At 52.9% G+C, this 13,350-nt stretch carries 12 protein-coding genes and 1 other RNA gene; 6 read left to right on the top strand and 7 right to left on the bottom strand.

Annotated features, from left to right (window positions below):
• Positions 1-10 precede the first annotated feature (10 nt).
• Positions 11-547: a DNA polymerase III subunit chi gene (locus N8M53_RS01870; RefSeq protein WP_269579269.1), complete on the bottom strand. Its 537-nt coding sequence runs from the start codon at positions 545-547 to the stop codon at positions 11-13.
• A 147-nt stretch (positions 548-694) separates the two neighbouring features.
• Positions 695-2,206, bottom strand: coding sequence for a leucyl aminopeptidase (gene pepA, locus N8M53_RS01875; RefSeq protein ID WP_077578689.1), 1,512 nt, complete (start codon positions 2,204-2,206; stop codon positions 695-697).
• A gap of 191 nt (positions 2,207-2,397) precedes the next feature.
• Here pepA and lptF point away from each other — a divergent pair, with 191 nt between their 5' ends.
• Entirely contained in the window at positions 2,398-3,498 is a 1,101-nt protein-coding gene (lptF, locus tag N8M53_RS01880) for an LPS export ABC transporter permease LptF (protein WP_077578690.1), read from the top strand.
• Positions 3,498-4,571 (top strand): LPS export ABC transporter permease LptG, encoded by a 1,074-nt coding sequence (gene lptG / locus N8M53_RS01885; RefSeq protein WP_077578691.1) that lies wholly within the window; start codon positions 3,498-3,500, stop codon positions 4,569-4,571. Before lptF ends, lptG begins: the two co-directional genes overlap by 1 nt.
• Positions 4,572-4,677: 106 nt before the next feature.
• On the opposite strand, the gene N8M53_RS01890 is transcribed toward lptG, so the two are convergent.
• From N8M53_RS01890 to N8M53_RS01910, 5 genes are all read right to left on the bottom strand, one after another.
• Positions 4,678-6,630: a TonB-dependent receptor domain-containing protein gene (locus N8M53_RS01890; RefSeq protein WP_269579270.1), complete on the bottom strand. Its 1,953-nt coding sequence runs from the start codon at positions 6,628-6,630 to the stop codon at positions 4,678-4,680.
• Between the two features lie 331 nt (positions 6,631-6,961).
• Positions 6,962-7,507, bottom strand: a complete 546-nt coding sequence (locus tag N8M53_RS01895; RefSeq protein WP_269579271.1) for a BON domain-containing protein — start codon at positions 7,505-7,507, stop codon at positions 6,962-6,964.
• Positions 7,508-7,510: 3 nt separating this feature from the next.
• Entirely contained in the window at positions 7,511-8,101 is a 591-nt protein-coding gene (locus N8M53_RS01900) for a phosphoheptose isomerase (protein ID WP_046073955.1), read from the bottom strand.
• 3 nt (positions 8,102-8,104) lie between these two features.
• Positions 8,105-8,470, bottom strand: coding sequence for a YraN family protein (locus tag N8M53_RS01905; protein WP_269579272.1), 366 nt, complete (start codon positions 8,468-8,470; stop codon positions 8,105-8,107).
• Entirely contained in the window at positions 8,467-10,317 is a 1,851-nt protein-coding gene (locus N8M53_RS01910) for a penicillin-binding protein activator (protein ID WP_269579273.1), read from the bottom strand. Before N8M53_RS01910 ends, N8M53_RS01905 begins: the two co-directional genes overlap by 4 nt.
• Before the next feature lie 61 nt (positions 10,318-10,378).
• On the opposite strand from N8M53_RS01910, the gene rsmI reads away from it, so the two are divergent.
• The 4 genes from rsmI (at position 10,379) to rsmH (ending at position 13,348) form a co-directional block, all read left to right on the top strand.
• The gene (gene rsmI / locus N8M53_RS01915) at positions 10,379-11,236 is read left to right on the top strand and encodes a 16S rRNA (cytidine(1402)-2'-O)-methyltransferase (protein WP_269579274.1); all 858 of its coding nucleotides are present in this window, start codon (positions 10,379-10,381) and stop codon (positions 11,234-11,236) included.
• 54 nt (positions 11,237-11,290) lie between these two features.
• Positions 11,291-11,671: RNase P RNA component class A (rnpB, locus tag N8M53_RS01920), an RNA gene on the top strand.
• A 251-nt stretch (positions 11,672-11,922) separates the two neighbouring features.
• A complete protein-coding gene (gene mraZ, locus N8M53_RS01925; RefSeq protein ID WP_077578698.1) occupies positions 11,923-12,381 on the top strand; it encodes a division/cell wall cluster transcriptional repressor MraZ in 459 nt (152 codons plus the stop codon).
• A gap of 16 nt (positions 12,382-12,397) precedes the next feature.
• Positions 12,398-13,348 carry a 16S rRNA (cytosine(1402)-N(4))-methyltransferase RsmH gene (rsmH, locus tag N8M53_RS01930; RefSeq protein ID WP_077771154.1) on the top strand — a complete coding sequence of 317 codons (951 nt, stop codon included), beginning with the start codon at positions 12,398-12,400 and terminating at the stop codon, positions 13,346-13,348.
• Positions 13,349-13,350: the final 2 nt, after the last annotated feature.

Below are 13,350 nucleotides of genomic sequence, written 5' to 3' on the forward strand. Positions count from 1 at the left end.
TGAAAGATCGTCAAGGTTTGGGCGATTGGTCGATGGCCAGGGTATGAAGTTGCAGGCCTGCCAGTCGGTATGCTTTATATCGGTGACGCGCGTGCTGTTTGAGCGTCTCATCGCAAGGGACGAAGTCTACCACTTGTGCAAACGAAGGCGCAAAATTTGATGGCTCTGTCGCCAAATTGATAAGCACGCTGCGATGACCCGTATGGCGTACGCCAGGCCAGCCGATTTCCACCGGTGCGCCGCCTCGCGGCCCTTCACCGACCAAGTTATGGGGCAAAAATACATCTGGGTCACGTTGCCACAGCAAATCATCGAGTTGATGCGCTTGGGCTTGGTCGTGCGCGGCCAGGTAAATGCGTTGCCCTTGTTGATAGTAGTAAAAAGCCAGTTCGATAGCGGTTGCTACTATGATTTGTGTGTCACGCTTTTGCGTGTCACTGTCTTTGTTTTCACGCGCTTGCTGTTCGTGTTCGGGTGTTAGCCCCGGGCGTTCGGTATCGTCGGCTGGATCAGGCGGCGATAGCAAATAAAAGGTGGCGGTGGGCATATACGCTCCTAAATATGAGAAACGGCCTCCGTCCCAAAAGCAGGGTGTCCGGGTAGCGCGAGCCCAACAACATAGCCGATTGTGCGCACAGACACCAGTATTGAATAAAGTGTGAACAAAAAAGGAGGCCGGTTGGCCTCCTTCTCCTTACTCTTCCACTTCTAGGCCAGAGCGGTTCAGTAAGAATTGAACCAACAGCGGCACCGGACGACCGGTTGAGCCTTTTTCTTTTCCGCCACTTCTCCAAGCGGTACCGGCGATATCTAGGTGCGCCCAGTTGTATTTCTTGGCAAAGCGCGACAAGAAACACCCGGCGGTGATGGTGCCGCCACCTTTACCGCCAATGTTGGCCATATCGGCAAACGGGCTGTCGAGCTGCTCTTGGAACTCGTCAGTCATTGGCAGGCGCCACGCACGGTCACCGGCTTGCTCTGAAGCATTGATGATATCGTGCGCCAGTGGGTTTTGGTTGGCAATCAAGGCGCTAATGTGGTGGCTCAAGGCCATGATGCACGCCCCGGTTAAGGTCGCGACATCAATCACACATTCTGGCTCATAACGTTCAACATAGGTCAGGGCGTCACACAAGACTAAACGGCCTTCAGCGTCGGTGTTGAGCACTTCCACGGTTTGGCCTGACATAGTAGTGAGGATATCACCTGGACGATACGCTTGACCGTCGGGCATGTTTTCACAGCCAGCCAGCACCCCAACAACATTAATCGGCAGGTTGAGCTCGGCCAGCGCGCGCATCACCCCAAAGACCGACGCAGCACCGCCCATGTCGTACTTCATTTCGTCCATGTTGGCGCCAGGCTTGATGGAAATACCGCCCGAGTCAAACGTCAGGCCTTTACCCACCAAGACAATCGGTTTGGCGTCTGGGTCTGGGTTATTTTTGTACTCCATGATAGACATCATCGACTCATTTTTGGAGCCTCGGCCCACGGCTAAGTACGAATGCATGCCCAGTTTTTCCATTTCTTGCTCACCGATGATACGGGTTGTGACCGTTTCATAGTCGTCGGCAAGACGACGCGCTTGCGAGGCAAGGTACGCTGGGTTGGCCACGTTTGGTGGCATGTTACCCAAGTCTTTACAGGCGTTAACACCAGAGGCAACCGCCAAACCGTGCGCGATAGCGCGCTCACCCAGGTTTAGTTCACGACGTGTTGGCACGTTGAACACCATTTTGCGCAATGGGCGGCGAATTTCTGGCTTAACGCTTTTGAATTGGTTAAAGGTGTACAGGCTGTCTTTGGTGCTCTCAACCGCCTGGCGCACTTTCCAGTAGGTATCGCGTCCTTTGACGTGCAGCTCGGTTAAGAAGCAGACCGCTTCCATCGACCCCGTTTCGTTCAGGGTATTGATGGTTTTTTTGATAATCTCTTTGTATTGGCGCTCGCCCAGCTCACGTTCTTTACCGCAGCCGACTAGCAGGACACGCTCAGACAGGACGTTCGGGACATGGTGCAGCAGGAGCACTTGGCCGGGTTTTCCTTCCAGATCACCGCGGCGCAGCAAGGCGCTGATGTAGCCGTCGCTGATTTTATCGAGCTGCTCGGCCACAGGGGAGAGGCGGCGAGGCTCAAATACACCGACGACAATACAGGCACTGCGTTGCTTTTCGGGGCTACCGCTCTTTACACTGAACTCCATTTGTACTCCTAGATCCTAAAGACAATTGAGACCAAATGTTGGATAATGCCGCTTCTATGTTGTTGAACGCTCTACATGCGCCCGGATCAGCCGGCGGTCAACAAATGGCCGAAAGATTAGAAAACAACTAATTAAACCAGAAACTATAGTTATTCGAGTAAAAAAACAAGTTTTCCATAGGTGCCTTCGCTTTGATAATTGTTCGATATTTGATCCGGGAGACGGTTAAGACACAAGTTGCAGTCTTATTTGTGTTATTTCTGGTCTTTTTCAGCCAAAAGTTCATCCGTGTGCTGGCCAATGCCACGGAGGGATCGATCCCGAGTGATCAAATTATTACCTTAGTAGGTTTGTACATGCCGTCGATGGCGATGTTGATGTTGCCACTAAGTTTGTATATCGGGATCTTGATCACTTTTGGCCGCCTGTATGCCGAGAGTGAGATCACCGTGATGAACGCCACCGGGATCGGTAACGAGTTTTTGATCCGCGCGGCGCTTTATTTGGCGATCATTACCGGCTCGGTGGCCGCCTTTAACGCACTCTGGCTAACACCGTGGGCCAATAACCAAGAGTTAGAAGTCATGGAGCAGCTGGAAGCGAAATCGGGGCTGGAGCTGCTGGTGCAAGGTCAGTTTCAAAGCGCCCCTTCCGGCGAAGCGGTCATTTTTGTCGATAACATTGAAGATGATGGCCAAACCCTCAATCAGGTGTTTGTTGCCCAGCCGGTGCCGCGTGGCTCCTTGCTGCCCAATGTGGTGGTGGCTGACAAAGGTTATGTCTCTGAGCTCGACGATGGCCGCCAAGTGCTGGACTTGGTCGACGGCACCCGCACTGAGGGATTGCCGACCCAGCTTAACTATGGCGTGACCACCTACGAGAACTATCAGGTGCTGATTGGTCAGCGTGAGGTGCGCGAGAAAAGTCGCGATTGGGATGCGGTGCCTACGCTGCAACTGTTTGGTGAATCGAGCTTAAAAGCGCGCGCTGAACTGCAGTGGCGTATCTCTTTGGTGCTGTGTATTCCGTTGATGACCATGATTGTAGTGCCATTGTCGGCGGTGAACCCACGCCAAGGACGGTTCGCTAAGCTATTCCCCGCGATTTTGATTTATCTGGCGTACTTTTTGTCGATCAGTGCCGCCAAATCGGCGGTCGAAGATGGCGATCTCCCCGCTCAAATTGGGCTTTGGAGTGTCAATATCGCTGCCTTGTTATTGGCTGTGGTGCTTGCCGGTTGGGATTCGCTACCGGTGCGAAAACTCAAAGCTAGCTTAAAAGGATCTGCCTGATGTTTCGCATTCTTGATTGGTATATTGGTCGCACGCTGATTGGCACCTCCTCGTTATGCCTAGCAACCTTGGTGGGGTTGTCAGCGATCATCAAATTTGTTGAGCAGCTGCGCTCGGTGGGTGATGGCACCTACACCATGGGTAAAGCCATTTTATACGTGGTATTGAGTATGCCCCGTGACATTGAAATGTTCTTCCCAATGGCGGTGTTGCTGGGTGCCTTGATTGGGCTGGGGATGCTGGCATCCAGCTCCGAGCTGGTGGTGATGCAGGCGGCGGGTATTTCTAAGCTGCAAATCGGTATGTCAGTACTTAAAACCGCGATCCCCTTGATGCTCATCGTGATGGTATTGGGTCAATGGGGCGCGCCCGATGCGCAAAAAGCCGCGCGAGAGTTACGTGCCATTGCCAAATCAGGCGGCAATGTGATGTCGGTGAGGCGCGGCGTATGGGCGAAAGACGGCAATGACTTTATTTATATTGCCCGCGCCGATGAGCAAGATAACCTCACGGGCGTGAGCATCTGGAAGTTTGACGATCAACAAAACATGACCAATGTGGTGTTTGCCGAAAGTGCTGACTACCTTAATCAAGACAGTTGGATGCTCAAAGATGTCACCATTACTCGGATGCAAAAGCGCGAAGCGATTTCTAACGTGCAGCAAGATCAACTGGTGTGGAAAACCACGCTGACCCCCGACAAGTTAGCAGTGGTGACGGTGAAACCCGAGGAGCTCTCTTTGTCAGGTTTGTACAGCTACGTCACTTACTTGCAGGCGTCTCAACAAGATGCCTCTCGCTACGAGCTTGCTTTATGGCGTAAAGCGGTACAGCCGTTGTCGATTGCAGTCATGATGTTGCTGGCGCTCAGTTTTGTGTTTGGGCCACTGCGGAGCGTGACCATGGGGGCGCGCGTGCTCTCTGGGGTGATCTTTGGTTTTGGCTTTTATATTGCCAATGAGGTCTTTGGGCCAATGAGCTTGGTATACAAATTACCACCAGCGGTTGGTGCCATTACCCCAAGTGTGATTTTCTTAGTGATCACTTTGCTGCTACTTCGGCGCAAGTTGTAGCTTGTCAGGCGCAAACTATCGCTTGGGCAGCGAGCCCTATAAAGGGATCAAAAAAGGGCCGACATGCTGTCGGCCCTTTGTGTATTTCGGATAGGACAGTAAACGCTTAGAAACGATAGCTCATGCCTAGGCGTAGGTCACGCCCTGGCTCAGGCATGCTGCTGCCGCTGTTTAAGGTGAACGAGCTGTGCTCGCTGTATTCTTTGTCGAGCAGGTTGTTGACCGCCAATGATACCGTCAGCCCTTGGTAGGCGGCTGGCTGCCACTGCGCGCGCACGTCATGCACTACATAGCCAGGCTTCTCGTGATCGCCGTCTTGCACATCGGTCAAGCGCTCAACGCCTGTTAGGGTATAGCCTAAGCTCACATCCGTATCAACCAGCTGATATTGCGTATCCCACACCCAAGTGTTACCCACTGACGCGCCGATTGCCATTGCGTCGCCTAGAGGATCGCCGTTTTCATCTTCCATATTGACATGGCTATAGCTGAGCTGCGTATCGAACTGATTGAGTGCCCAGCCCACGCGCGCCTCGATGCCTTGGCTCGTGACCTCATCCTCGAGGTTGTAAAGATAATTTGGGTCACTGCGGCGATCGTACGCTTGGTAGTTTTCTATTTGAGTGTTAAAGCCGGTAACCGCTAAATTTAGGGTGTCTTGCTCGGTCAACATGCCATAGCCTTGCCATTCCGCGCCGATTTCAGCTTGCTTGGCGTGCTCAGGCTGTAGATCTTTATCTACCTCAACAGCACCGCCAATCAGCAACACTTCCCGCGTTTTGGCACCGCGCACGGCTTCGCCGTAGCCGGCATGCAGACGCAGGTTGTCTGTGGCTTGATAGCTCAGCTGCAAGTTGGGTGAAACCTCACTGCCATCGACGTCGCCGGCTTGGCCGTAATCGGTGTGGTAATCATCAAAGCGTACGCCCCATGCAATGCCAAAGTCACCGACTGTCATTCTATCTTGTAAAAACAGGCCGATATTACGTGCTTTGTCTTGATTGTTGGCACCGTTGGCTTCGTCGTAATCGAGGTTTTCGGTTTTTTGCTCGAACATATCGATACCCGCGGTGAGCGCATGTTGCACTGCGCCGGTATCAAAGCGCATTTGGTTACGAATATCGCCGCCGATTTGACGGGCACGGCTAAAGGTTTCGCTTTCAATCCGATCCAGATCCAAGGTGTTTTGATACAGCTTGGTGGTCAATTCAATCCAGTCAGAATCCGGCGCCCAGCGATGTTGGAATGATAAGGTTTCGCGCTCGGTTTCTTGATAGCTGCGTGACTGGCGGCTGAAATAGGGCATATGAGCACGGACAAAGTAATCGCCCTGATCAGTACGACGCTCGGCACTGACGCGGACATCGTGATCGCCGTGATTGAGCAGTGACAACTTCACCAGGTAACTGCGTTGTTGGCTCGCTGTTGCTGGCTGTAGGTCTCCGCCGCCGTGGCGATAGTCATCACTGTTACGCCCTTTCATGTAGGCAAGAATCCCCAGGGACTCACCTAAGCGACCATAGACGGCAGAGCTGCCAGAGGTAGCATTGGCTGCACTTTCAAGGCCGCCTGAAAGTCGAGCCCCGATGGTTTGGCCGGGACGTAGCATGTCTTGTGCGTCTTTGGTTTCAAAACGTACACTGCCGCCCAGCGCACCAGGGCCACTGTCGGCGCTCGCTGGACCTGACTCAACCCCAACGCGCTTGAGAAGCTCGGGTTCAATGCTTAAACGGCCTTGGTGGTGGAATAAGTAACCCCCTTGTGCAGCACCATCGACGGTGATGTTGAGGTTTGTGTCTTCAACCCCGCGCAGATAAACCTTCTGGCCGGCACCGACGCCACCACCGACATTGATGCTGGCGTTGTCGCGGAACATGTCTTCCAAATCTTGAGCCTGACGGGCTTCAAGCTCTTCAGCGCTGACCGCCATATTACCTTGCAGGCTGTCAGCGGTGACGGTTACCGTTTCGACAGGCTGTGCGTCTTGGGCGTGTGTGGGGAGGCTAAGGGTGCCCGCGGTGATGATCGCAAGGGTTAGCGGGTTTAAACGTAAATGCATGTCATACTCCTATGCAAATAGTTCTCATTTAATTGTGGCGGGACTATATCAGGCGCAAGTAAAATTCACTAACAAAAATTCTAGTAAAAACCATTATCATTAGTGTTTGTAACTGATTTGTATGTAATTAAAGGCTAGATGTAGCGCTGATGTTTTTTCTTGAAGATGAAAAAGAAAGAAAAGGGTTAAAGAGAAAGCAGCGTGATTGACGAAAAACGATAACCATAGGGGGAGAGCGGGTGACGAAGCAGGTGGATACGCACCGACGTAAAAAAGCCGACACAGAGGTCGGCTGACAGATAGGTTGTTTGTTGTGAGCGGGAGGCCTGTCTTATGGCGAGCTCTCGTCACCGACATACTGGAACGCTTTGATCACGCGCTCGACGCCACGTACATTGCGGGCGATGTCCACCGCTTTGTCCGCTTGCGCTTGGGTAACCGCTCCCATTAAAAACACTTCTCGGGCTTCGGTGATCACCTTGATATTGACCGAACGCAACTGATCATCCGCCACAAACGCGGCTTTCACGCGGGTCGTGAGCCAGCCGTCGGTACTAATATCGGCAAGACCAATCATGGGTGCGTCGCGCACTTCGTTGTAGACCACGTCGACATTGTCCAATGCGCGAATGCGCTCAACCAATTGCTCGGTCAGAGCCGGATCGGTGCTTTGCCCCACTAACAGTGCTTGCCCTTGAAAAGCGGCCGCTTTTGCACGAATTTTATTTCTAAACGGCGGTTTATTGACAATCCCCGCTGTGTTTAGGCCAATTTGTGTGTCCTGCCACTCCTCGCCGGTGGTGCGTGGGTCGGAGGAGTAAACGGTTGAGCACGCTTGCAAGGCAAGCACAAACATCAAGGTGATTATCAGGCGCATGGTTTATTCTCCGTGAGAAGGGAAGAGCACCTGATCGATAAGGTCGCACAAGCAGTGTACGGTAAGTAAGTGCCCTTCTTGGATCCGTGCGGTACGTTGTGACGGAATGCGGATCTCGACATCGCGCTGCCCGAGCAATCCGGCCATTTCTCCGCCGTCTTTTCCGGTCATCGCAATAATGGTCATATCACGGGTCACCGCGGCTTCCATGGCTTTGATGATGTCTTTACTGTTACCACTAGTGGAAATCGCCAGCAAGATGTCGCCAGCTTGTCCTAAGGCGCGTACTTGCTTAGAAAACACTTCGTCATGGCTATAGTCATTGGCCACCGCCGTTAAAGTAGTGGTGTCTGTGGTCAGTGCTAATGCTGGCAAGCTCGGGCGCTCGGTTTCAAAGCGATTAAGCAGGCAAGACGCAAAATGCTGGGCATTGGCGGCTGAGCCACCGTTACCACAACAGAGGATTTTATTGCCATTAAGCAGGCTTTGTACCATCACCTGAGCCGATTGTGACAGGTACTCAGGGATTGCCTCAGCGGCAGCTATCTGGGTTTGAATACTTTCGGTAAAGCTCTCTTTGATGCTCTCTAGCATGACTTACCCTTGAACGATGTTTTTAATCCAGTTGACCGCCTCAACACTGCCATCAAAGGTGACGGCGTCAAAGCGAAATTCGGTTTGTGTACTTTTTATACCGCGACATTGCATCCAGCGTTCTGCCGCCAGAATTAAGCGTCGCTGCTTGGCGGCGGTAATGCTGGCTGCTGCGCCACCAAATCCGCGCCCTTGGCGAAAACGGACTTCGACGAACACCAAGCAGGTGCCGTCTTGCATCACTAAGTCGATTTCTCCACGGCGACTGTGCGCGTTTTTATCCAAAGTGGTCAGCCCATGGCGAACGAGGTACTGGCAAGCTTGTGCTTCGTAAGCTTGCCCTTTCGCTCTAGGCTGAGGACGTATCACTGCGCATCCTGCTTGGTTTGGTTCGTAATGGGCTCGATGTCTGTCTTGCCAAACCGCGCCCAGTCCAGTTGTCGATGGATAACACAGTTATCCGCCAGTGATAATTGGCCTGTTTGGCCACTAAACTGGTAGCCAGGTTGTGCCTGCATTTGCGGTAACCCTTTCAGCAGGCCGTATGCATCCATCCCAAGCGCGTGTAAACGCGTGGTGTTATTGCTCGGCGAAGGATGGCGCTGCTGGTATTGCTGATACGCTGCGCTTTGGGTGCTAATCAGCAGCGGAATATCACTAAACTCGATGCCCTGCAGCTCGGCTAATTGTCCCATGCCATCTGCGCGGTTGTTGCTGCGTGAGCTGGCGTACAGCTTGGGTGGCTGCACATCCGGATTAATGGCCACTTCGATAAAGGGTTTGAGCAAGGTAAGCTCGGCGGCACCGGCGACCATATACACGGCATCAATGTCCCGACGACTCCGTGCTTGTGATTGCAACGGCAAGTCGGTGAGCTGCTTCATTTGGGCTATCCGACGTTGACTGGCGTCTAAGCCGAAAATATCACGGATGCGCGCTTGCATTTTATCGCGATCACCCAACGGTGCTTGTTCTACCTCGGTGTCGGTGAGTGATTGCCAACGCGTGGAAAAGGCGTCGCGCATTCGCTGTCCAAAGGCAGAATCAGGATAGAGCACCAGCGGGAATTGATACCCCTGTTGGTGCAAGCGATCGGCTGCTTGCGCTGCTTCTTGCTCGGGGGATAAGGTGAAATAACATACCCCTTGCTGGTAGCGATCATCCGTTGGTTCATTGAGCGCTAACACTGGCACTTGTCCAGCAATGGCGTTGCTCACAGCGACTACCTTGTGTTTTTGCAAAGGCCCGACGACAAAATCGACGCCGTCATGGGTGATGCGTTGGGTGAGCGTATCAATATCCAAGGCGTTGGTGTCGTAAAAGCGTATCTTGGGACGTTGCTCAGCATTAGCATCCAGCATGGCTTCGACAAAGCCATCACGAATCGCATCCCCTTGTTCGGAGAACTTGTCGGTCAGTGGCAGCATTACACCAACATGGGTGGGTTGGGTAATCGTCAGCGCTTGAATGTCCGCCAAGTTGTCTGGGAGGTACTGATTGGCTGGGTGCGCAGGGTGCGACGCTAAATAGGCATCCAACTGGCTTTGCATCTCAGCCACATCGCCTGTGTAACGACGAGCGATATCGAGTAACTCAACCCAGCCGGCAAGAATGTCATCGTCGCTGTTTTGCAGCTGCTTGATTTCATTTTGGCTCAGTAACTGTAAATCTTGCCATAAGGTGTTCCAGGCTTGCTGTGCTTGGTTTTTATCCACATAGCTGGCGAGTCGGTATTGATGGGTTACCGCGCCGAGCGCATTGTCTTGCTGGCGGGCAATCTTGGCCTTTTGCTGGTAAAAGCGCACATACTGGCTGTCTTTAAGCTGCCAATTGGGAGAAAGCACCAGTACCTGGCTGGCGTCAGCGAGTTGGCCGGTTTGCGCTAGAAAGCGCGCACGCGCTAAGGTCCACTCAATGCGTTGTTCGGTGTTGAGTTGGCGCTCCGACAAGCGTTGCAATAGCACGTCGGCTTGGTTTAGCTGTTGCTCATTAAGCAGTGCTTTTATCGCCAGCAAATACCAGTCGTTTTGCTTCTCACCTTGGCTGGTTTCTGCTTGCAACAGGTAGAATGTCGAATTCTCCGTTGCCGGCTGACTGATGACATCACGCGCGGTTGGCGTAGACGTCGGTGCACTACACGCAGCCAGCGCTAACGCTAGGGCTACAGGGGTGATAAGTCGTGTTACACTTTGACGCTTCTGGGTAAGTTTAACCATGAACATGTTTCAACCGTGACAACGTTGCCCCTATCTTAATCGCCGAAGGGTTGTTAAACAAATGACTGATGCAAATCTATCCGACCATGCTCACCCCACGCTGTATATTGTGCCGACACCGATAGGCAACTTGGCGGATATTACCCAGCGTGCACTCGATGTTTTAGCCAGTGTGGATCTGGTTGCTGCCGAAGACACACGTCATACCGCTCGGCTGCTCTCGCATTTTTCTATCAATGCGAAGACTTTTGCGTTGCACGAGCATAACGAGCAACAAAAAGCGGCGGCATTATTAGCGCGCTTACAACAAGGCCAGTCAGTTGCATTAGTCTCGGACGCGGGAACGCCGTTGATTAGCGACCCTGGCTACCATCTCGTCACGCAATGCCGTGAAGCGGGCGTGCGAGTGGTGCCTCTGCCAGGTGCTTGTGCGGTGGTCACCGCATTAAGTGCTTCTGGTTTGCCTTCAGACCGCTTTAGCTTTGAAGGGTTCCTGCCGCCGAAGACAAAAGCACGTCAGGATACGTTCCGCACCTTGGCCGATGATCCTCGCACCTTGATTTTCTATGAGTCGCCGCACCGTATTCGCGACAGTTTGGCGGATATGCGTGAAGTGTTGGGTGAGACGCGCCGCGTGGTCTTGGCGCGTGAACTGACCAAAACCTTTGAAACCATTCACGGGGCGCCTTTAGGCGAACTGATTGAGTGGTTAAATGAAGATGCCAACCGGCTGCGTGGTGAAATGGTGTTATTGGTAGCAGGTTATCGTGCCGATAAGAGCGCGTTGCCCTCGGCGGCGTGTCATGCCCTCGGTTTATTGGCCGCTGAGCTACCCCTGAAAAAGGCGGCGGCATTAGTCGCGGAATTGTATTCGGTTAAAAAGAACGCACTCTATAAGTGGGGCTTGGAGAATCTGTAGCTAAGCGTGATTTACGCTGGCTTGCGTGGTGATTCTTCTATATACTCCCCCGCTCGAGTTGGCCAGGTAACCGCTGCTTTATTGATGTCCCACGGGAGACTGATAAAGGGGAGGAAAGTCCGGGCTCCTCAGGGCAGGGTGCCAGGTAACGCCTGGGAGGCGCGAGCCTACGACCAGTGCAGCAGAGAGTAGACCGCCGATGGCTCTTCGGAGCACAGGTAAGGGTGAAAGGGTGCGGTAAGAGCGCACCGCGCGGCTGGCAACAGTTCGTGGCACGGTAAACTCCACCCGGAGCAAGACCAAATAGGTCCCTATTGGCGCGGCCCGCGTTTGGGGACGGGTAGGTTGCTGGAGCCTGTGAGCGATTGCAGGCCTAGACGAATGGTTACCGCCGTTTTTACGGTACAGAACCCGGCTTATAGGCCAACTCACCTCTTTATCGGGCGAGCCTTTTGGGCTCGCCCTCTCTTTTTCAGCGCTTGAATCAGACGATTTGGTTATAACCTGATGCGGCTGGTTGGATTGGTGACTGATTAACCCGCTGAAATATCTCTTTAATCCTCCCAGGTGTGATCTTTGTCACTGTGATGGCTTGCTTGACTTTCTTTTTACCTGCTACGTACACTTCTGGGTGGGAAAATGTGGTGTAAAGTGGATAATCTTGGTGAAAAAGGGAAAATAGCGCCATGTTACGCGGCGTCAGTGCCATATCGGTCGACAAAAAAGGGCGGCTAGCCCTGCCAACTCGCTATCGCGATGGGTTAATTAACCATTGTGACGGCCAGTTTGTGTGTACGATCGATCACCAGCTCCCTTGTTTGGCCTTGTATCCCGTCCCAGAGTGGGAAGTAATAGAAGACAAGCTTGCACAGCTGTCGAGCTTTCAGCCGGCAGAACGGCGCTTGCAGCGATTGCTACTCGGCCATGCCTTTGATTGTGAGATGGATGGCCAAGGCCGGCTATTGTTGTCCGCAACGTTGCGCCAGTACGCCGGGCTTGAGGGCAAAGCGATGCTGGTGGGCCAACTCAATAAGTTTGAGATTTGGGATGAGCAGACATGGCAGGCACAAATTCGCCAGGATATGGACACACAGGCGGAATCAACACCGATGATCAGTGAGCGGTTAGCTGACCTCTCTCTGTAAATAATGAAGTGAACTTATGTCAGAACAGTATACCCATGTTTCCGTCCTATTGAACGAATCGGTAGACGGCCTCGCGATAAAGCCAGACGGCATTTATGTCGATGGCACTTTTGGTCGCGGCGGTCACTCTCGCCATATTTTATCGCAGCTGGGTGAAAACGGGCGTTTGTACGCCATTGATCGCGACCCTCGCGCGATTGAAGAAGCCAACACCATTGACGATCCTCGCTTTCAAATCATTCATGGCCCTTTTTCTGACATCGACGCCTATCTGCGTGACCGGGGCTTGAGTGAAAAAGTGGATGGCATACTACTCGATCTGGGCGTGTCGTCTCCGCAGCTGGACGATCCTAGCCGCGGATTCAGCTTTATGCATGACGGCCCTTTAGATATGCGCATGGATCCCAGTAGCGGCCAGTCAGCGGCGCAGTGGTTAGAAACCGCCAGCCCAGACGACATTGCTTGGGTGTTAAAAGTGTTTGGTGAAGAACGTTTTGCCCGCCGAATTGCCAATGCGATTGTGCGTCATCGTGAGGATGAAGAAGCGACCCCGCTAACCACCACCAATCAGCTAGCCAAGCTGATTGATCATGCGGTGCCGTTTAGAGAAAAGAAAAAGCACCCAGCGACGCGCAGCTTCCAAGCGATTCGCATTTATATCAACAGTGAATTAGATGAGATTGAGCAGGCATTGCAAGGTGCACTGGCAAGCCTTGCCCCCGGTGGCCGTTTGTCTGTGATCAGCTTTCACTCGTTAGAAGATCGAATGGTGAAGCGTTTTATTCGCAAGCAAAGTAAGGGGCCTGACGTGCCCAAAGGGGTGCCTTTGACTGAAGCACAGATCGCGGAGCTTGGCTCGGCGGCGATGAAGCCCATCGGTAAGGCAATTAAACCGTCTGCCGAAGAGGTGGCGCAAAACGCACGTGCGCGTAGTTCGGTATTACGTATCGCGGAGAAATTAGGGTAAAT

Source organism: Salinivibrio kushneri, from assembly GCF_027286325.1.
GTDB classification, from domain to species: domain Bacteria; phylum Pseudomonadota; class Gammaproteobacteria; order Enterobacterales; family Vibrionaceae; genus Salinivibrio; species Salinivibrio kushneri_A.